The sequence below is a fragment of the Mesorhizobium sp. U510 genome (assembly GCF_059180695.1).
Window position 1 is genome coordinate 1,963,286 of record NZ_CP180532.1, and the last position, 18,754, is coordinate 1,982,039.

The 18,754-nt window shown below is 60.8% G+C and carries 13 protein-coding genes and 2 pseudogenes; 8 read left to right on the forward strand and 7 right to left on the reverse strand.

The features are described from left to right. Positions 1–243 precede the first annotated feature (243 nt). From nadC to ACLGL5_RS11390, 4 genes are all read right to left on the reverse strand, one after another. Positions 244–1,125 carry a carboxylating nicotinate-nucleotide diphosphorylase gene (nadC, locus tag ACLGL5_RS11375; protein WP_069091026.1) on the reverse strand — a complete coding sequence of 294 codons (882 nt, stop codon included), beginning with the start codon at positions 1,123–1,125 and terminating at the stop codon, positions 244–246. 1 nt (position 1,126) lies between these two features. Then, complete coding sequence (locus ACLGL5_RS11380) at positions 1,127–2,668, reverse strand: L-aspartate oxidase (RefSeq protein WP_069091027.1); 1,542 nt, start codon at positions 2,666–2,668, stop codon at positions 1,127–1,129. Further along, positions 2,665–3,639, reverse strand: coding sequence for a quinolinate synthase NadA (gene nadA, locus ACLGL5_RS11385; protein WP_069091028.1), 975 nt, complete (start codon positions 3,637–3,639; stop codon positions 2,665–2,667). Before nadA ends, ACLGL5_RS11380 begins: the two co-directional genes overlap by 4 nt. 64 nt (positions 3,640–3,703) lie before the next feature. Further along, the gene (locus ACLGL5_RS11390; protein ID WP_069091029.1) at positions 3,704–4,660 is read right to left on the reverse strand and encodes an NUDIX hydrolase; all 957 of its coding nucleotides are present in this window, start codon (positions 4,658–4,660) and stop codon (positions 3,704–3,706) included. Between the two features lie 178 nt (positions 4,661–4,838). On the opposite strand from ACLGL5_RS11390, the gene panB reads away from it, so the two are divergent. The 3 genes from panB (at position 4,839) to ACLGL5_RS11405 (ending at position 7,291) form a co-directional block, all read left to right on the forward strand. Further along, complete coding sequence (panB, locus tag ACLGL5_RS11395; protein ID WP_069091030.1) at positions 4,839–5,684, forward strand: 3-methyl-2-oxobutanoate hydroxymethyltransferase; 846 nt, start codon at positions 4,839–4,841, stop codon at positions 5,682–5,684. Further along, a complete protein-coding gene (locus ACLGL5_RS11400; protein ID WP_340163197.1) occupies positions 5,681–5,791 on the forward strand; it encodes a pantoate--beta-alanine ligase in 111 nt (36 codons plus the stop codon). The genes panB and ACLGL5_RS11400 overlap by 4 nt, the downstream gene beginning before the upstream one ends. Before the next feature lie 984 nt (positions 5,792–6,775). Then, entirely contained in the window at positions 6,776–7,291 is a 516-nt protein-coding gene (locus tag ACLGL5_RS11405; protein ID WP_069091032.1) for a hypothetical protein, read from the forward strand. Between the two features lie 184 nt (positions 7,292–7,475). Here ACLGL5_RS11405 and nifA read toward each other — a convergent pair whose 3' ends face one another. The 3 genes from nifA to ACLGL5_RS11420 form a co-directional block, all read right to left on the reverse strand. Then, entirely contained in the window at positions 7,476–9,302 is a 1,827-nt protein-coding gene (gene nifA, locus ACLGL5_RS11410) for a nif-specific transcriptional activator NifA (protein WP_083246543.1), read from the reverse strand. 546 nt (positions 9,303–9,848) lie between these two features. Continuing rightward, the gene (locus ACLGL5_RS11415; protein ID WP_069091033.1) at positions 9,849–10,880 is read right to left on the reverse strand and encodes a LacI family DNA-binding transcriptional regulator; all 1,032 of its coding nucleotides are present in this window, start codon (positions 10,878–10,880) and stop codon (positions 9,849–9,851) included. Between the two features lie 318 nt (positions 10,881–11,198). Then, positions 11,199–12,632, reverse strand: coding sequence for a dicarboxylate/amino acid:cation symporter (locus tag ACLGL5_RS11420; RefSeq protein ID WP_494372952.1), 1,434 nt, complete (start codon positions 12,630–12,632; stop codon positions 11,199–11,201). 256 nt (positions 12,633–12,888) lie between these two features. Between ACLGL5_RS11420 and ACLGL5_RS11425 the strand changes: the two genes are divergently transcribed. The 5 genes and pseudogenes from ACLGL5_RS11425 to ACLGL5_RS11445 all read left to right on the forward strand — a co-directional run bounded on the left by ACLGL5_RS11425 (position 12,889) and on the right by ACLGL5_RS11445 (position 18,708). Beyond that, positions 12,889–14,760 (forward strand): sensor histidine kinase, encoded by a 1,872-nt coding sequence (locus ACLGL5_RS11425; RefSeq protein ID WP_083246921.1) that lies wholly within the window; start codon positions 12,889–12,891, stop codon positions 14,758–14,760. Continuing rightward, complete coding sequence (locus ACLGL5_RS11430) at positions 14,757–16,124, forward strand: sigma-54-dependent transcriptional regulator (protein ID WP_069091035.1); 1,368 nt, start codon at positions 14,757–14,759, stop codon at positions 16,122–16,124. The genes ACLGL5_RS11425 and ACLGL5_RS11430 overlap by 4 nt, the downstream gene beginning before the upstream one ends. A 75-nt stretch (positions 16,125–16,199) precedes the next feature. Beyond that, positions 16,200–16,713, forward strand: a pseudogene (locus ACLGL5_RS11435) (IS3 family transposase); the annotation flags it as partial. Between the two features lie 558 nt (positions 16,714–17,271). Next, positions 17,272–17,409 carry a methionine adenosyltransferase domain-containing protein gene (locus tag ACLGL5_RS11440; protein WP_425280318.1) on the forward strand — a complete coding sequence of 46 codons (138 nt, stop codon included), beginning with the start codon at positions 17,272–17,274 and terminating at the stop codon, positions 17,407–17,409. A 132-nt stretch (positions 17,410–17,541) separates the two neighbouring features. Then, positions 17,542–18,708: pseudogene (locus ACLGL5_RS11445) on the forward strand (NAD(P)/FAD-dependent oxidoreductase). Positions 18,709–18,754 lie beyond the last annotated feature (46 nt).

Consider the following 18,754-nt stretch of genomic DNA (forward strand, 5'->3'; position numbering starts at 1 on the left):
AGAAGTTCCAGCCCGTGAGAGGCCGCCAACTGGCGCATCTCGTCGAGTCGGCAGATGATGACGCCAAGGACTGCGACGCGGCTTTCTGTGCCTTGCTGGTCCGTCCCTCCCGCCTCCGTTGTTGAAGCGTGTCGCCTGGCGCCGAGAAGGCTTGCGTCGGCTATTGGTGGAACCGGGGACGTGCTGACGCAGGTTAGCCTGCGACCAAAGGAGTTCCTGCGATCCCGGTTCATGTCCTCTCCATCAGTTCAGATGCCTGTTGCAATTTCGGTCGGCCGGCATGTCGAGACCAATGTCGAGAATGGGCGCGCTGTGGGTAAGCCAGCCGACCGATATGAGGTCGACGCCGGTCGCCGCAATTGCCGGGGCGCTCGCCCGCGTTACCCGGCCCGAAGCCTCGGTGATCGCGCGGCCCCCGACCATAGCCACAGCCTGCGCAAGGTCCTCGACCGACATGTTGTCGAGGAGCACGGCGTCGACGCCCGCTGTAAGCGCGATCTCCAACTGGTCCAGCCTGTCGACCTCGACCTCGATCTTAACCATGTGACCGATGGCGCTGCGCGCCCGCTCGATTGCGGTGCGGATATCGCCGGCAATGGCGATGTGGTTGTCCTTGATCAGCATGGCGTCGTCGAGCGCGAAGCGGTGATTGGCACCGCCGCCCGCTCGTACCGCATACTTTTCCAGGACACGCAGGCCGGGCGTCGTTTTGCGTGTGCACACGATTTTTGCGTTATGGCCCCTCACCGCGTTTACGAGCGTAGCCGTTGCCGTCGCGATGCCGCTGAGTTTGCATAAGAAATTGAGCGCCGTCCGCTCCGCCGTCAGCAGGCTGCGCGCCGGCCCGTTTACGATCGCGATGGTCTGGCCGGCCGAAACCTTGCCGCCCTCAGGACACCGCAGCTGGATGCTGATCCCGGGATCGACCAGCAGGAAGGCAAACATGACCAAGTCGAGCCCGGCAACAACGCCTGCCTGCCGGGCATTCAACGCCAGCGTCGCTTTGCAATCGGCGGGGATGATCGCATCGCTCGTGATGTCGCCGGCTCTGCCCAGGTCTTCAAGCAGGGCAGAACGCACGATGGGCTCCATGATGATCTGGGGAAGTGGTGCAAGTGAAGTCATGTCAACGGCTCCGTTCGGATGCTTGCCATCTGAGCGTGACGGCATTCTCAAAAGCTGTGCAGAGCGTCAATCGTGAGGGGAGGGCGGCGGCATCGCGCCCGGGGAAATCGGATCGAAAGTGGGAGCCGCGGCTCTCCTCGCGCCGAAGGGCGGCGATCGCCATCAACAATGCCACCAGGGCCGGATCGGCCGCGGCCGTCTCGCAAACAGAGATCGGCAGCAGTGTCGCGACCGTGTCGCACAATGATTTCCCATTCCGAACAATGCCAAGCGCATTGGACACAATCGTGCGAATAGGTGAAGGGTCGGGCCGGATGGGAACAGTTGCCGGAAGCCTAGGCCACTGCCAACCCGCAGAGGTACCCGCGACGCTTTCAGCCACCCAGGCGGCGGTTGCAACCGCTTCGGTCAGCGAGTTGCTGGCAAGCCGGTTGGCGCCATGCAGTCCTGTGCATGCGACTTCGCCACAGGCCCACAGGCCGCTAACGGAAGTTCGCCCCTCGGCGTCAACGGCCACGCCGCCCATGTGATAGTGAGCAGCGGGCCGTACGGGAATGGGTTCCACCGCCGGATCGATGCCGGCATGCTTGCAAATAGCGTCGATTGCCGGAAAGCGTCTTGCGAATTTCTGCCCGAGACAATGTCGGGCATCGAGATAGACGCCATGCCCGGCTGCGAGCTGATCGGAGATCGCCCGCGCGACCACATCGCGCGATGCGAGTTCTGCCCCGGGCGTGTCTGCCAGGAAGCGATGGCCGTGCTCATCGATCAGCACCGCGCCTTCGCCACGCACTGCTTCGCTGACAAGCGGCATTGGCCGGCGCGCAATGTCGAGGGCCGTCGGGTGGAATTGCACGAATTCGAGATCGGCTAGTTCCGCTCCAGCACAGGCTGCAAGCGCCAGGCCGTGCCCGAATGAGGAGAGCGGATTGGTTGTATCGCAAAACAGGCCGCCTATACCACCGGTCGCCAGCACCACGCGGCGTGTGGGCAATGCGAACACGGCGCCATGCAGGACAGTCAGCAAGCCAACAATGCTGCCCTCTGCGACAACCAAGCGAAGCGCTGTCATGCCTTCCATGATCGTGATCGAACGGGTTCGCCGCGCCACGCCGAGTAGCGCCCGAAACAACTCGCGGCCGGTTGCGTCGCCGGCGGCGTGCACGATGCGGCGACGCGAATGCGCCGCTTCCAGGCCCAGCTGCAGCCTCCCGTCTAGCGAGCGGTCGAAAGGAGTACCAAGACGAATGAGATTCTCGACGGCTTGAGGTGCGGCCTCTACCACCCGCCTGGCCATTTGTTCGTCGCAAAGCCCATCGCCGGCAGCAAGCGTATCGGCGAGGTGCAGGTCGGGGCTGTCGTCCTCCCCCAGACTCGCTGCGAGCCCGCCCTGGGCTAGAATGCTCGAGGCTTCGGTTCCGAGCGAGGTCCTTGACAGAAGGACGACTGGTTGCGGCGCCAAGTGTAGCGCCGTCATGAGCCCGGCGATACCAGCGCCGATGATGACCGGCGCTCCGCCAATGTGATGGATGTCCGCCGTCATACAAAGAGCATGCGTTCCACAGCCCAGCGGGCCCGTTCAGCGACATGAGGATCGATCGTGACGACGTGGCGGTTCTCCTCGAGCGCGGTCCGGATGTTACGAAGTGTGATGCGCTTCATATGCGGGCACAGATTGCATGGGCGCACGAAATCTACTTCCGGATGCTCGACCGCGACGTTGTCGCTCATGGAACATTCCGTCATCAGCACCACACGCGCCGGCCTATGCCGCGCGACATAGTCGGACATCGCCGCCGTCGAGCCGGCGAAGTCGGCTTCCGCGACCACTTCAGGCGGACATTCGGGATGGGCAAGTACACTGATGCCGGGATGGGCCTCACGCAGCTCGCGGATGTCGGCCGCGGTGAAGCGTTCGTGCACCTCGCAGCGCCCCTTCCAGGCAATGATCTCGACCTTGGTCTGCGCCGCGATGTTCTTCGCCAGATATTCATCGGGCAGCATGATCACACGCGGCGCGCCGAGCGATTTCACCACCGCGAGCGCATTGCCCGAGGTGCAGCAGATGTCGGATTCAGCCTTCACCGCGGCGGAGGTGTTGACGTAGGTCACCACTGGAACGCTCGGATAACGCTGCCGCATCAGGCGCACGTCTTCGGCGGTGATCGACTCGGCCAGCGAACAGCCGGCGCCGAGATCCGGGATGAGCACGGTCTTGTCCGGATTGAGGAGCTTGGCGGTCTCGGCCATAAAATGCACGCCCGCGAGCACGATGATTTCGGCATCGACCGTCATCGCCTTGCGGGCCAGCGCCAGGCTGTCCCCGACGATGTCAGCCACGCAGTGAAAAATCTCCGGCGTCTGGTAGTTATGCGCCAGAATGACCGCGTTGCGCTGTCGCTTCAGTTCCAGGATCGCGTCGATGTCCTCGACGAAGAGCGGCCACTCGATCGGTGGGATAACGCGCCGAACGCGGTCGTATAGTGAGGCGCTCGAAGGCAGGACGGCGCTCATCGAGCCTCCAGTTATAGTCAACGCGATTATAAGGCCTATATAATCGTTGTGACTATAAGTGGTGTCAAGCCCGTGCGAGCGGCAATTTTGTGCCGGCCACAGGCCTCTCGTCTAGAATGGCATGGTGGAAGCGGTAGAGCTGCGCCGGCCGGCCGCCGGTCTCGGCGGTCGTCGCCCCGGTCTTCTCAACCAGCTCCTGCTGCTCTATGAGCCGGCGAAAGTTCGGCTTGTTGATAAGCCTGCCGGAGAGCGCCTCCACGGTTCGTTGTAGCTGTAAGAGCGTGAAGAGCGGCGGCATCAGTTCGAACACAACAGGCCGGTATTTGATCTTGGAACGCAGCCGCGCAATAGCCGTTGCCAGAATGCGGCGATGATCGGCGCTCATCGATCTGCCCGGCACCGGAGCGAGGATGGCCGAATCTCCGCCGCGTTTTGCTTCCTCCACCAGGGCGGCTTCATACAGCAGCTCGTAGCGCTGCAGCGTGAGCTCTTCGTTCCATGCCCGGTCGTCCAAGCCAAAGGCGACCGCCGCTCGCCGCCGGCGATCGAAGCGCGTCGCGGCGTCATCCGCGCCGTCCGCCCATTCGATAAGGCGCGGCCACAATTCTTCCAGCATCGGGGGCCTGCCGGAGCGATGATCCTCCCAGGGGAAATAGTCGTACCAGCTGGCCCAGCTGCGCCTGCCCGAGGCGCCCGCATCTTCTTCGCGGGTGAGTGCGAGATAGCTGATCGAGATCACGCGCTCGTTGGCGCCGATCCGATCGCGATCGGCGAAGGTGTAGAGCTGCTCGATATAACCGAGAGGCTGACCGGTCTGCAGTTCCACCCATGCTCGGAGGCCCGATTGGAGCGAACGATGAGCGAGCTCAAACGGGCCCGAGGGAAGGGCGGCCCCCTCTTCGATGGTTAGAACACAAGGTCCAGCGTCGTTCACGGCAACGACGACTGCGATGAGGTCCGCGTTGACGTCGTTGGCCTTGCCTATGACTCTGCCTTTCCTTGGTCCCTTTGCCTGATCCATAGTTCCTGACCTACTTGGCAGAGCTCCGCCTGTCTAAACCGATTTAGTTCTGTTCTTTATCATACCACCCGTCGCGTCAACACCACGCGCTCTGGCGATTTTACCTCTTCGCACCTCGACAAAAATATGCCAAACGCGACACTGGCCGTGGGTGACGCTGGGTGAGGAGAGACGTGGATTGAGCGCCGCTGGTGTCGTCAAGGCGATCACGCCGCCGAACATCCGTGCGCGAAAGGGCAGCACGCCGCTGGTCTGCCTGACGGCCTACACCACGCCGGTCGCAAGGTTGGTTGACGGCCACTGCGACATCGTTCTTGTCGGCGACAGCGTCGGCATGGTTCTCCACGGCCTTCCCTCCACGCTCAGTGTCACGCTCGATATGATGATCATGCACGCCAAGGCGGTTCGGCGGGGAATGGAGCGGGCGCTGCTGGTTGTCGACATGCCGTTCGGCTCGTACGAGGAAAGCCTAGAGCAGGCCTTCCGCAATTCCGCGCGCCTTATGGCGGAGACCGGATGCGCTGCGGTCAAGCTCGAGGGCGGCGCGACGATCGCCGAGACGATCCGCTTCCTCACAGCGCGCGGAATCCCGGTCATGGCGCATGTCGGCCTGACGCCGCAGGCGGTCAACCTGTTTGGCGGATATCGCGTGCAGGGCAGAGGCGAGGATGCCGAGCGCATTTGGCGCGATGCTCTTGCGGTCAGCGAGGCTGGCGCCTTTTCCGTCGTACTGGAAAAAGTGCCCGAACCGCTCGCCCGACGCATCACCGAGGAAATCCCAATCCCGACGATCGGCATCGGCGCCTCGGCGGCCTGCGACGGGCAGATCCTGGTCGTCGACGACATGCTGGGCCTGTTCGGCGACTTCCGCCCGAAATTCGTCAAGCGCTATGTCGAACTGGGAGAGGCCGCTTCGGCAGCGATCGAGGCCTACGCGTGCGACGTGAAGGAGCGCCGGTTTCCGGCGGCCGAACATGTCTTCGGCGATGAACCGAAAGCCATCAAAGGAGGAGAAGCGACATGAGCACACCGATCGTCCGGACCGCCACCGAGTCGCGCAAATCCGTGGCGGCATGGCGAAGGCAGGGCATGAAAGTCGCGGTCGTGTCAACCATGGGCGCCCTTGCATGAAGGGCCATCTCAAACACGGTTTCCGCGTTCACTTCGTGGCGCGATTGGTGACGAAGCTCTTTTCCAGGCCGCTGCTGGTCCGGCCTTCTTGGCGAGAAGGATTTCCAGCAGTTGAAACTCGTGCGCCGTCCTGCCCGCTTTCTCGAGATCATCGCCTTTCCGAAAAGGCGCGAAGCACATGGATGGGCGATCGCAATTCTCAGCTGCCGGCCGAGCAGCGCGTGGCGGTCCCCCAAAGCGAAATACTGTTAAAGCGGCCGAGAGGCTGGCCAAGGCACTGCGACAGGCGACGCCATCCTAGCCGCCGGCTACAGAGAAGTTGAATATCTCGGACTACGGGCCGACGATGATCCCGATCTGCTTTTACGGACCAGCCGACCGAGCTGCAACTACAGCATGTCCTGTGATGATGACTCGATGGTCATGTGACAGTTGCTTTTGTGCTGATTCAAAATCCTTCAACGGAGGTGAGCAGTCGGTGCGGATCAGCCAAAGCGCCTTGAGCGTCTGCCTTCGCAGGTCCGGCGAAGCTTGTGTTGATGGACGAGACCGACCTCTCATGCGACGCAGAATGACGGCGAGCGCGCGGGCAACAGCAACAAGGGCCGGAGGCATACTGCGCAGTTGGCGACGTTCATGCCCCACGCTCTGAGGCCCGACCCTATCTTGCTGAGCACGAGCAGCGAATAAGCCACCTCGGAGAGCCGTGCTGGCCAGTTGGTCACTGCATCGGCCCAATGGCCTTTGGCTACAAGCTGGCGGTCCTGCGCGGGCATCGCCAACATCCTCGTCCAGCGGTTTCGCGCGTCGAATGTCGCCAAGTGCAGGCCGCCGCGGTCCCGCCCGTCACTGAAGGCAGCAGGGCGAAGAGCACGTGAAAAAACATCCATCCGGCAAATGCATTCATAACGGCAAACGATTACCGCAATTGCTCGGTGAGCGGTATACGAAGTGCTTGGTCGCGGGGGCATCGGGAGACTGCAAATGAGAAAGCTTGTCCTGCAGCTAAAACAGTTTCTTAGGGGTCAACCAACTCCCGAAGCAATCGAAAATGAGCGGGACGATGTGAGCGTGGGACCTGACCGCAGCGACAGAACCGACGCTTGTCGAGGCGGCTCTCAATCTTTAGCCCGCGAGGCCGATCACCGACCCTACGGCGACAAGGCATGGCACGAACTCTCCGGTGACAGAAGCCGCGACAAACCGCACGTTTTTGGGCAGGACAATAACATGCTCTGCGGATCCGGCGAACAAGGCAGCAAGGATTACCTGACCGCGGGCGTTGACTCACGTTTCCAGGATCCGACGAACGATTTCGATCCGAGATTAGGTTGGAGGCCGCACGTCATCGCTCTCGTTGATATCGAACGCAATAGCTTCATCTTTCAGACGGTGGGGTACTACAGGGACGGCTCTGGCGCGAACTCCGTCGACAACGCCGGCGCACTGCCCGGCTACCCGGCGAACTGGTTTTACACAGGCAAATCCTCATTGCACTAGTTCGCAGAGCCGATCGACAGGACCGACAGAGCGACCATAACGGCGGGCCGTTCTTGGCGCGGATAGGGGGCTGGACCGCCTCGCGGAGGTCCGTGCCGAATGAACCAACCCTTGATTTGACCCAGCTATTCGCCTCGCTCGCTCTGTCGCGCGGCCCCCACATATCGAAAGTTCGACAGCCCGTTCAGAGACACTTGATCTCGATACCGTATTTCCTCAGCGCGTAGCCAATCTGGCGCGGCGTCAATCCAAGCAGGCGCGCTGCCTTTGCCTGTACCCAGCCGGATCTTTCCATCGTCGCGATGAGACGCTCGCGATCGGTCAGCTTCCCGTCGCTCACGAGGCCTATCCGATCAGGCGCTGGCAGTGCCTGCTCGCTGTCAACAGGCGGGGTCGCAACGGCGGGCGATGCAAAGGCACCAGATGATTTCATGGCCGGGTTTAGTGGCGATGGTGCGATCGCCTCGAATTTCGGCGAAGTCTCCGTAGACGCGTGCTTCCATAACATCGCGGAAAGGCATCGGCCGTGTGAGCAGTCAAAGTCGCTTCTGACGATTGACGTTCCCGCTGCGAGGGTCGCTGTCCGCTGCACGCAATTTTCAAGCTCGCGGACATTTCCGGGAAAAGCACAGTTCATCAGCACTTCAGTCGCACTCGCATCGAAGACCATCATACGGCCGTTCTCGTTGTTGAAATTCTTGAGAAACTCAGCGGCAAGGAGCGGAATATCACCGCGCCTTTCGCGCAATGGCGGCACCAGCAAGGGAACAACGCTGATGCGATAATAAAGGTCGGCGCGAAACTCGTTCCTTGCAACAGCGTCTTCCAGGTTCCTGTTCGTAGCGGCAATCACGCGAACGTCGACCTTAATCGTCTGGTTGCTGCCGACGCGTTCGAATTCCTGCTCCTGCAGCACGCGCAGCAGCTTTGCCTGGAACGAGGCCGAAATCTCGCCGATCTCGTCCAGAAACAGGGTTCCCTTGTCAGCGAGCTCAAAGCGCCCCTTGCGCGAGTTGAATGCACTGGTAAAGGCACCCTTTTCGTGACCGAACAGTTCGGATTCCAGGACTGTCTCAGGGAGCGCTGCGCAATTGAGCTTGATGAACGGCCGCTTGGCGCGCCCCGACAGCTCGTGAACGGCCTTGGCGACCAGCTCCTTGCCGGTCCCGGATTCCCCGCGCAGCAAAACGGTGCTGTTGGACCTGGCTGCTAACGCGACCTTCTCAAGCAGCCCGCGAAGCGCCGGGCTGTCGCCAATGATCCCCTTGACATGAGCCCTTTTGCCCTCATGCCCAGGCTGCCTGAGCTCGCCGAATTGCTTTTGCATCCGGATTTTCTCGGCCATCAGGCGCTCGCGGTCGGAGGCGAACAGGCGATGCAGCTTCACTGTCTGCCCAACCAGATTGGCGATTATGGTGAGGAGGCGCAGGTCGTATTCGAGGAGGGAACCTGATTTGTTGTCGAGGATGCGGTCGATGGTCAACGTGCCCACGACGTTCGCATCGACGCGAATGGGTACGCCGATGAACGACACTTCCATGGTTTCGGACGCCCCGAGCACGTCCTTGTCGGTGGCGTTGAAGGCCGGTTCCAACGCTATGTTCTCGGCCACCAGTGCCATGCCCGTCGTCATGATCTGGTCGATCGCCCCCCGTGGCAGATGCTTCCGGCAGCGCTCATCACTGCCTTCGCTCCAGCCGGCCCCGACGGTCATGTCTGGTATGCCGGACCTGTCGCTGAGCGAGATGATGCCGTGCCGCACCTGCACCAACGATGGCAGGAGGTCGAGGACGTTGGCCAACGTGGCTTCGAGCCCAGAGGCGGCGGCGGGTGCTTTCGATGCTTCGAAGATGTCTGACGCCCTCTCGTGCAACTGCACACTAGGGGCCACGTGATTCGTCTCGGACTTTGAATTAGGACTTTTCATTTTTGGAAGCGATATGCAGCGTGACGAGATCTGCCTGGCACTTTGCTCGGAGTTGCGAGCATCGTGTTGCATGTGATCATCCATCTCGCGCCATGAAATCGATGCCCGAGGCAAGTGCGCCTATTGTCCAGCGCGTGGATGTCCTTGGCGAATCGCATTCGTAGGCCTCTTCGCTCCGCAGGCCGCTGCACAATCGACGAGTTTGCTCGCCTCGCCCTTGCACGCGGGGATTCATTGAAACACGAAAAGGCGTTGATGAAGATAGTCGTGACGATTGATCCGTTAGCAAGACGGACGTCTGCAGCCGGCTTTTCGCGCGCAATGAAATTGCCATCGAGATGATAGCTAATGTCGATGCCAGTCAGGCCCGGGCCGCGAGCAAGTGCGGCCCTGGCAAGATGGGGCGGCGTCATGCGGTCGATCGCAAAGCGGAGCGATGCTTGACGCATGGCTTTCCTCTCTCTTCATGAAGTGCGGGTCGTCGTTCTCGGCTGACTGGCTTCCGCCGCGCAGCAATCATTCGTTGTTAAACGAGACCGGAATCAGGCAGGTGAGTCAATCAAACTCCCGCTGCTTTTCTTTCATGAATGAAAGGAAATTAGGCTCTCATGATAGTATTTTATCAGTTTTTCAGATGTTTTCCGGCAGATAGATCTCAAACGGCAGAAAAGTCTGCCCAAGCGTCTCCGAAGTGCCGACCTTGATGGCCTGGGCCATCAGCGTCATCAGTTCCTGGCAAAGCAGGCGCTGGGGCGTGGCGACCGACATCGTGATCATGCCATCTGCGAGTGCAGCCCGTGACTCCGGCGTGATCTCGTTAACGATCGCGACGAGACCCCGGCTTTCGCCTTCTTCACGGAGCGCGGAGATCGCTCCCTCCATACCTCCGCCGGCCACATAGAAGCCGGTGAGTTCGGGTTCCCGTTGCATGAGATCCAGCGTGGCCTCGTAGGTGATCTGCCGTGCCTCGAGGTTCACGAGCGGATCAAGCAGCTCGAATGCCGGTGCATTCTCACGGAAATAGGAGCGAAAGCCGACCTCCCGCAGCTCCTGCCCCTGAAAACGGTGGCTGCCGACAAAAACCGCCACCTTGCCCGGCCGTCTTGCGACCTTTGAAAGCATCCACGCTGTCGTCCGCCCGACCTTGCGGTTGTCGAGGCCGATATAACCCTCACGAACACCTTCGGCGAAATCGGAAAGCAGCGAGAAAACGGGGATGCCTTTTGCCTTGAGTTCTTGGACGGCTGCCGTGATCGCCGGATGGTCCGGCGCCACCATGGCGATCGCGTGGCAGCGCGCGCCGAATTCCTTGAGCAGTGGAACAAGGTCGCACGGCATGTGCGACGGCGCGAATTCGATGAGCGAAGTGCCATGGAAGCACTTCGCCGCGTTGACCGCCGCTTCGACCTCACGCGCGAAGCCCTGGTAGAAGTGGTGAGTCGGTTTTCTCAAGATGAAGCCAAGCCGATATTGCGGCAGGTCCGGCTGCAGGCGCTGCTTGATAAGACCTGCGGCGTGATATCCGATGGCCTGTGCCGCCGCTAAGACCCGCTGCGCAGTCTCCTTCCGCACCGGATGACGGGCATTCAGAACTCGGTCAACGGTGGCAACACTTACCCCTGCTTCCCGGGCGATATCAGCAATTATAGGTCGCTTCGCCATTGTTCGAGTCTGATTAAACGACATCAAGAAGAAATCCGGCAAAGGTCGATTCAGTAAAATCTGTCATTCCTGCATTGATCCTGTTCGCTACCGAATTCTTGTCATGGCATGGTGCGAGGTAGAAGCCGAAACGTAGAGCCTGGGCGAATTGTTCAGCCGTGCCGACGGCTCCGACCCAGCTCCGCGCCCGGTTCCACGAACCGTCGCAAACTTCGGAGGCATTAAGCGCATCATCGATGGCTTGTGTGTCGTGACCGGTGCAAGACCTTCGCAAGGCGCAGATGATTTTGCACCCACTGCATTTCGGGATTCTTGATTTCATCGGCCCGCGAGAGTTTGTTTGGAACCCGCGGCCCGATCGTCCGGCGTTTGGGACCAGCCAGGCAATTCAACCGGCAGCGATGCTGCCGAGTTGCTCGGCGCGGGCGTTATCAGTGGCTGGCCGGTTGATGTCTCGGCAGGCTGGTGGCCGCAGAATGCAGCTTTCAATTGCGCCTGATCCAGTTCGCCTTCCCAGCGGGCGACGACGAGCGATGCCACCGCGTTACCGACCAAATTCGTCAGTGCCCTGCATTCCGACATGAAGCGATCGACGCCAAGGATCAGCGCCATTCCAGCAACGGGAACTGCCGGCACTACGGAGAGCGTAGCGGCCAACGTGACGAAGCCGGCACCTGTGACACCTGCTGCACCCTTGGAGGAAAGCATCGCGACGAGCAGCAGCAGGACCTGATCGCCAACTGACAAATCCGTATTCGTCGCCTGCGCGATGAAAAGGGCCGCGAGGGTCATGTAGATATTGGTGCCATCCAGATTAAAGGAATATCCGGTCGGGATAACCAGGCCCACGACCGAGCGCTTGGCGCCGGCCTTTTCCATTTTCTCCATGAGAGAGGGCAGCGCAGCCTCGGAGGAGGACGTTCCGAGGACCAGCAGCAGCTCTTCCTTTATGTAGCGGATAAGAGAAAAGATCGAGAAGCCGTTGTAGCGACAGACTGCACCGAGAACCCCGAATACGAAGAGGAAGGCCGTGAGATAGAAGGTCCCGACCAGCATCGCAAGGTTGGCTACCGAACCGATGCCATATTTGCCAATCGTGAAGGCCATTGCTCCGAAAGCACCGATCGGCGCGGCTTTCATCAGGATGCCGACCAATTTGAAAACGGGTGCAGTGAGGTCCTGAAGGAAGGAAAGAACCGATTTGCCCGATTCTCCGACCATCGCCAGCGCGATGCCGAAGAGGACGGAGAAGAACAACACCTGTAGAATGTCGCCTTCCACAAAGGCGCCGACAATCGTGGTCGGGATCATGTTCATGAGGAAGCCGGTCACGGACTGCTCATGGGCCTTTGAGGCATAGCCATTGACGGCTTGGACGTCGAGCGAGTTCAGATCGATGTTGAGGCCGGCGCCAGGCTGAATGACATTGCCGACGATGAGGCCGACGATAAGCGCGAGCGTCGAGAAGGTGAAGAAATAGACCATCGCCTTGCCGGCAACACGGCCGACCTTCTGAAGATCGCTCATGCCGGCAATTCCAGTCGACACGGTCAGAAAGATAACGGGCGCGATGATCATCTTGACGAGCTTGATGAAGGCATCGCCGAGCGGCTTCAGGTTTTCTCCGATTTGCGGATAAAAATGGCCAACCGCAACTCCGAGGAGGATTGCGACAAGCACCTGCACATAAGGCTTGGCAAAAAGGGCCTTGCGGGGTGCGCGCTTTACGCTTGGAGCCAGTGGGGTCAACATGTAAGTTTTCTCTCCCTGACCGGTTTGGGGCGGGCTGTTCCTCCCCGCGGCTTCTCCCATCGCGGCGCCCCGGTCGAACGCTGCTGCGTTGTTGACCGCAATAGCCGTGCCAAGCCAAGAGAGCGCGGAAACCGCCGGAGCCTCAGGTATCTTCAACAAATCGCGCAGCAAGATTGTGCGGTTTTCCGCACGGATCGCCTTCCCTTCTGGCGGAACCCCGCACTATGGTTCGTCAATGATCGGTTTTAAGAATACGATGGCAGAAGAAGAAGGCATGGGTAATGGCGCCTTCCAGCGCGCCCCATTGGTCTTCCCTGGTAGATCCGGCGGTCGATCTCTCTGGCTTGTGGTTTTGCTTGCAATTCTTGGTGCGGCGCTCTGTTTCGTCGTCTTTGCAACGGGACGCATCGCCGGCACCAGAGCAGAGTATGCCCTACGCGACCGTGCTCTTGCCGCGTTCCCGCTTGCGGCCGACAGTTTGAAAGGAGAGATCGAGAAGCAGCGAATGATTCCGCTGGTTCTGGCACGCGACGGTGCCGTTCAGGAGATGCTTCGCAGTCCGAGCACTGCCAACGAAGCCGCGCTTGATGAGAAGCTTCGCGCCATCGCGCGCGACGCCGGCTCTTCTATACTCTACATCATTAATCCTGAGGGCGTAGCGGTTGCTGCGAGCAACGCCGGCGAGCCGACCAGTTTCGTCGGCAGCGATTACCGCTTTCGCCACTACTTCACCGAGGCGATGGCGGATGGCCCGGCCATGCAATATGCGCTCGGCACGGTTAGCGCACGGCCGGGGCTCTATCTGTCGAGCCGGGTCGATGGGCCGGAGGGGCCGCTCGGTGTGGTTGTCGTGAAGATGGAGCTCGATCGCGTCGAGTCGCGCTGGCTGGAGAGCGGCTTCGTGGTCTTCACGACCGATGAGCGAGGCGTGGTTCTTGCCACGAGCGTGCCCCAATGGCGTTTTGGCGCTCTCTCACCGCTTTCCGAAAAGGAGAAGCAAACCGCTCGCGATCGTCTGCAGCTATCGGGCGTGACTTTCGAGCCGGTGCCGCTTTCCCGCCGCGGCGACAACCTGGTCACCGCAACTCCTGAGAGTCGATCAGCCGGTTTCGTTGCGGTTTCGCAGGATCTCGGCAAAGCAGTTCCGGGCTGGCGCATGTCGTTGCTCATCCCCGCCGACACCGAGATCTCCTCGGCGGTCATGACAGCCCGCGTGACAACGCTGCTTGCCCTCGTTCTCGTTGGATTCGTCATTTTCATCATTGTTCGACGGCGGCGGGCGGCCCGGCAGCGGCAAGAAGTGCTTGTGTTGCTGAATGCGGAACTGGAGCATCGCGTCGAACTGCGCACGGCGGAGCTCCAGAGCTCGAACGCAGCGCTCGCCGGTGAGATCGCCGAGCGAGAGAACGCTGAAGCAAGAGTGCGTCGCCTGCGCGACGAACTCGCCCAGGCGAACCGCTTGTCAATCCTGGGACAGATAACGGCCGGGGTCGCCCACGAGATCAACCAGCCGGTCGCCGCAATCCGCACCTATGCTGAAAATGCCGCGCGTTTTCTAGGGATCGGCCGGTCGCAAGAAACCGCCGAGAATCTGACCTCGATCGTCGCCATGACCGGCAGGATCGGCACGATCACTGAAACGCTAAGGTCCTTTTCCCGCCGCGCCAGCGGATCGATGGGACCGATACTGGCGGACGACGCGATCGACGGCGCTCTGTCGCTTCTTTCCGGCCGAATTCGCGATTCCGGGGTGACGATTGAACGGAAGCGGATCGATCCGTCTCCAATTGTCATGGCAAGCCGCATGCGACTGGAGCAGATACTCGTCAACCTTCTCCAGAACGCGCTTGACGCTCTGAAGTATCAACCGGAGCCCCGCGTCGAGATAGCGCTCGCCGAAAACGGGGAAATGGTCGCTATTTCCCTTCGGGACAACGGCCCCGGCCTTGCCCCCGACATTCGCAGGAGCCTCTTCATGCCGTTCGTTACCAACAAGGAAAAGGGTCTCGGTCTTGGCCTGGTCATTTCGCAAGAGATCGCGCGTGAGCTCGGCGGCTCGTTGCGGCATGATGATGCCGGCCACGGGAGAGGGACTTCTTTCACGGTCGAGCTGAGGCGAGCGGCATGAGTGCTGAATCAGGACCGGTCATTTTTATCGACGATGACGAGGATGTGCTTCGCGCAGCCACGCAGATGCTGAAGCTTGCCTCGTTCTCACCGAGCGTGTTCGGTTCGGCCGAGGCCGCACTCGCCAGAATCGACGGGAACTTCGATGGCCCTGTCGTGAGTGACATCCGTATGCCCGGGCTGAACGGACTTCAGCTCTTCGAGCGAGTGAAGGCGATCGACCCGGAAATTCCGGTTGTCCTGATCACCGGGCATGCCGACGTCGAGCTGGCCGTTGCCGCCATCAAGGATGGCGCCCACGATTTCATCTCGAAGCCATATGCGAACGACCGGCTTCTCGTGACGCTGCATCGCGCTTCGGAAAAACGGCGCCTGGTCCTGGAAAACAGACGTCTTAGGGATGCGGTTGTCCGATCTGCGGGCGATATCCCGCTGATCGGGGAGGCACCGACCATGATTCGATTGCGCGAAACTCTCCGCCAGATCGCCGATACCGATGTGGATGTCCTTGTGGAAGGCGAGACGGGCACGGGCAAGGAGGTGGTCGCGGATCTGCTTCACCGCTGGAGCAGACGACGCACGAAGCCCTTCGTTGCCCTGAATTGTGGAGCGCTGCCCGAAAGCGTCATCGATAGCGAACTTTTCGGGCACGAGGCAGGCGCCTTTACTGGCGCGCAGAGGCGCAGGACCGGGCGCATCGAGCATTCGAACGGAGGGACGCTCTTCCTCGACGAAATCGAGTCGATGCCGCCAGCACTCCAGGTGAAGCTTCTGAGGGTGCTTGAGACCCGGCAGGTCACGCCGCTTGGCACGAACGAAACCCGCAGCATCGACCTTCGTGTCGTGTCGGCTACCAAGGCCGATCTCGGCGATCCGGCCGCCCGCGGAGATTTCCGGGAAGACCTTTATTTCCGGCTGAATGTGGTGACGCTCCGCATCCCGCCGCTTCGCGAAAGGCGCGAAGACATCCCGATGCTCTTTGGGCATTTCCTGGAACGCGCCTCCAAACGCTTCAGCAGGCCAGTTCCGGACATAAGCGCTGGGGTGCGCGATCGCCTCGTGAGCCACAATTGGCCCGGCAATGTCCGTGAACTCGTGCATTTCGCCGATCGCGTTGCATTGGGACTTGAAAGGCTAGGCACGCCCATTGCATCAGGTCGAAAGGAACCAGCGATATCAAGCCTCCCCTTGTCCGAGAAGGTCAGCCTTTATGAGGCGACTGTCATCCGCGATGCCTTGCAGGAATGCGGCGGCGACGTGAGGCGCACGATCGAAGTCCTGGGAGTTCCCCGCAAGACCTTCTACGACAAGCTGAAACGACATGGGATAGACACGGCCGATTATCGAAAAACCGCCATTGGCTGAAGCCTTCTTGCTTGCATGTCGCGGAAAAGAAATTTCGCCATTCTCGTCCGACTCAAAGGATGCACTATGGGCTAGGTGAGGTCGCTTTCGGAGCGCTATGGCATCAACCCCAAGACGGTCGCGAAGTGGAGAAGCGGAATTCGACCGCCGATCTGTCCACCGGCTCCAGGAAGTCGACAGTTCTGTCTGTCGAGGAAAACCGTTGTTGTGGCCTTCCGCCGCAACAAGGCTGCTGCCGCTCGACGATTGCCTCTACGCGTTGCAGCCGATGTCCCGCATCTGACGCGCTCCCACCGCTGTCTGCAGGCAAGCATCGGCCGATTGCCAGATGTCGAAGGCGACAGGCCGGCGAGAAGAGTCGAGAGAATGAACCGGACCATCAAGACGCAACCGTCAAGCGCTTCCACTACGACGATCGCGACCAACTGCGTCGGCATCTTGCCGACTTCGTCGCGGCCTACAATTTCGGCCGCAAGCTGAAGACCCTCAAGGGCCTCACGCCCTGCGAGTTCATCTGGAAGGCATGGGCTTCCCAGCCCGAGCGTTCACTTTCAATCCGCTCCAGCAAATGCCGGGACAAAACATTTAGCAAATGGCGGATGAGGTGCACGATGCAAGTTAGCACGTCGCCTGGGGAAAGGTGCGCCGATCGCCTCCCTCTTGGCCAACCAGTTCCAGCTTGCCGTCTTACCAGGCCCCCGCCAATCTCGTTGCGTTGTTGTTTAGCGTTGCAACAGATCCTTCAAAGAAATTCATGGAATCGTTGCGAGCGCAAATCGCTGTCAATGGTACGCTCATCACAACTTTCGAGATCAGTGGCGGCAGAAATCTGGTGTCGTTTTATGTTCCGCCGCCAAACAGCATTTGCGAAGAGCGCGAAATGACAAAGCCAGCAGGACGAGGGTACCAGCCATGCGCACATCGATTACACCCAAGTCGCCCGCGATACGATACTCTATATTGGCTACGACGATGCCATCGGCTTTGAGTCGAAATTGCGCCGTCGTTCTGGCTCTCACCGGGCAGTCGCCCGACATCAGCCAGGGCGTTGATGAAGGACGATGGCAGGATCTCGAGCAAGGGCGGGATCAGGGCCTCATGTTTGGATTCGCATGTTTTCGGTCTCCGACCGAAAGGCATCATCAAGATGCTTGATCTCGTGCGCCCGATATACCGCAACACGGCGACATACGGACACTTCGGCCGTGAAGAGCCTGAGTTCACCTGGGAGAAGACGGACAGAGCCGACGACTTGCTGCGTGAGGCAGGACCGGCAGCTGCGTGAGCGCCGCTGGATCAAGCGCATGCGGCAACCCTTTTCAACTCGCTAGGCCCGCGCCCGCCGCGGCACGCGCTTCGACATCATGCTGACGGCTGTGTGATCGACACGGGCGGTTACCGGAAAGGCGACAAAAAAGTGCGTTACGACATCGTTATCATCGGAGGAGCCATCGTCGGCTCCTCGATCGCCTACTATCTGCGCGAGGAAGAGTTTTCCGGCTCGATCGCGCTGATCGAGCGCGATCCGCAGTTCGCGCACGCGGCAACGACGTTGTCCTGCGCCTCCATTCGCCAGCAATTCTCGATCCCGCAGAACATCCGCCTGTCGCAGTTCACCATGAAACTGTTCCGGCGGCTGAAGGAAGAATTCGGCGCGGACGCCGACATCGGTTTTCGCGAGGGCGGCTTTCTCATTCTCGCTAGCGAGAACGGGCTGCCGATCCTGAATGCCAATCACGAAGCGCAGGTCGCCGAGGGGGCCGACATCGTGCTCGAGGACGCGGATCAGCTGACGCGCCGCTTCCCTTGGCTGTCGACCGAAGGTATATCCGCCGGCTCCTATGGCCGCAGCGGCGAAGGCTGGTTCGACGCGCATGCAATGCTGACGCTGTTCCGCAAGGCGCTGCGCGGCAAGAACGTGGACATTATGACCGCCTCGGTCATCGGCATCGAGCGGCAGGGCCACCGTGTCACCAGCGTCAGGCTCGACAATGGCGAGACGATCGAAGCCGGCACCGTCCTCAATGCCGCCGGGCCGAATGCCGGCAAGGTCGCCGCTCTCGCCGGGCTGGCGCTGCCGGTCGAGCCGCGCAAGCGCAATGTCTTCGTCTTCGAGGCGCGCGAAAAATATGCCGACATGCCGCTGCTGGTCGATCCCTCCGGCATCTATGTCCGGCCGGAAGGCTCGGTCTATCTCACCGGCGGCGCCGAGCCGGAAGAGGGCGACGGCCCGGCCGATCCCCAGGATTTCGAGGTCGACTGGCCGCTGTTCGAAGAGGTGATTTGGCCGGTGCTGGCGACCCGCATTCCGGCATTCGAGGCCATCAAGCCTACCCGCGCCTGGGCCGGGCACTACGATTACAACACGCTCGACCAGAACGCGGTGATCGGGCCGCACCCCAAGGTGAAAAATTTCCTCTTCGCCAACGGATTTTCAGGCCACGGTCTGTAGCAGGCCCCGGCGGTCGGCAAGGCGCTGGCCGAGCTTCTCGTGCATGGCGGCTACCGCACGGTCGATTGCTCCGCGTTTGGGTACATCCGTGTCGCCGAAGGGCGGGCGTTTAGGGAATTGAATGTGATCTAGCAACACAACGGCGCCGCGACGGTCTCCTTTGGTGCCGGCGGGCCAG

Bases quoted from the DNA above. Each gene is read 5' to 3' on its own strand.
- ACLGL5_RS11380 (WP_069091027.1), bottom strand. From the start codon at position 2,668: ATGACGGCGGACATCCATCACATTGGCGGAGCGCCGGTCATCATCGGC.
- ACLGL5_RS11415 (WP_069091033.1), bottom strand. From the start codon at position 10,880: ATGGCGAAGCGACCTATAATTGCTGATATCGCCCGGGAAGCAGGGGTA.
- ACLGL5_RS11425 (WP_083246921.1), top strand. From the start codon at position 12,889: ATGGCAGAAGAAGAAGGCATGGGTAATGGCGCCTTCCAGCGCGCCCCA.
- nadA (WP_069091028.1), bottom strand. From the start codon at position 3,639: ATGAGCGCCGTCCTGCCTTCGAGCGCCTCACTATACGACCGCGTTCGG.
- ACLGL5_RS11390 (WP_069091029.1), bottom strand. From the start codon at position 4,660: ATGGATCAGGCAAAGGGACCAAGGAAAGGCAGAGTCATAGGCAAGGCC.
- ACLGL5_RS11420 (WP_494372952.1), bottom strand. From the start codon at position 12,632: ATGTTGACCCCACTGGCTCCAAGCGTAAAGCGCGCACCCCGCAAGGCC.
- ACLGL5_RS11400 (WP_340163197.1), top strand. From the start codon at position 5,681: ATGAGCACACCGATCGTCCGGACCGCCACCGAGTCGCGCAAATCCGTG.
- ACLGL5_RS11440 (WP_425280318.1), top strand. From the start codon at position 17,272: ATGCTTGATCTCGTGCGCCCGATATACCGCAACACGGCGACATACGGA.
- ACLGL5_RS11405 (WP_069091032.1), top strand. From the start codon at position 6,776: ATGAGAAAGCTTGTCCTGCAGCTAAAACAGTTTCTTAGGGGTCAACCA.
- nadC (WP_069091026.1), bottom strand. From the start codon at position 1,125: ATGACTTCACTTGCACCACTTCCCCAGATCATCATGGAGCCCATCGTG.
- ACLGL5_RS11430 (WP_069091035.1), top strand. From the start codon at position 14,757: ATGAGTGCTGAATCAGGACCGGTCATTTTTATCGACGATGACGAGGAT.
- nifA (WP_083246543.1), bottom strand. From the start codon at position 9,302: ATGGATGATCACATGCAACACGATGCTCGCAACTCCGAGCAAAGTGCC.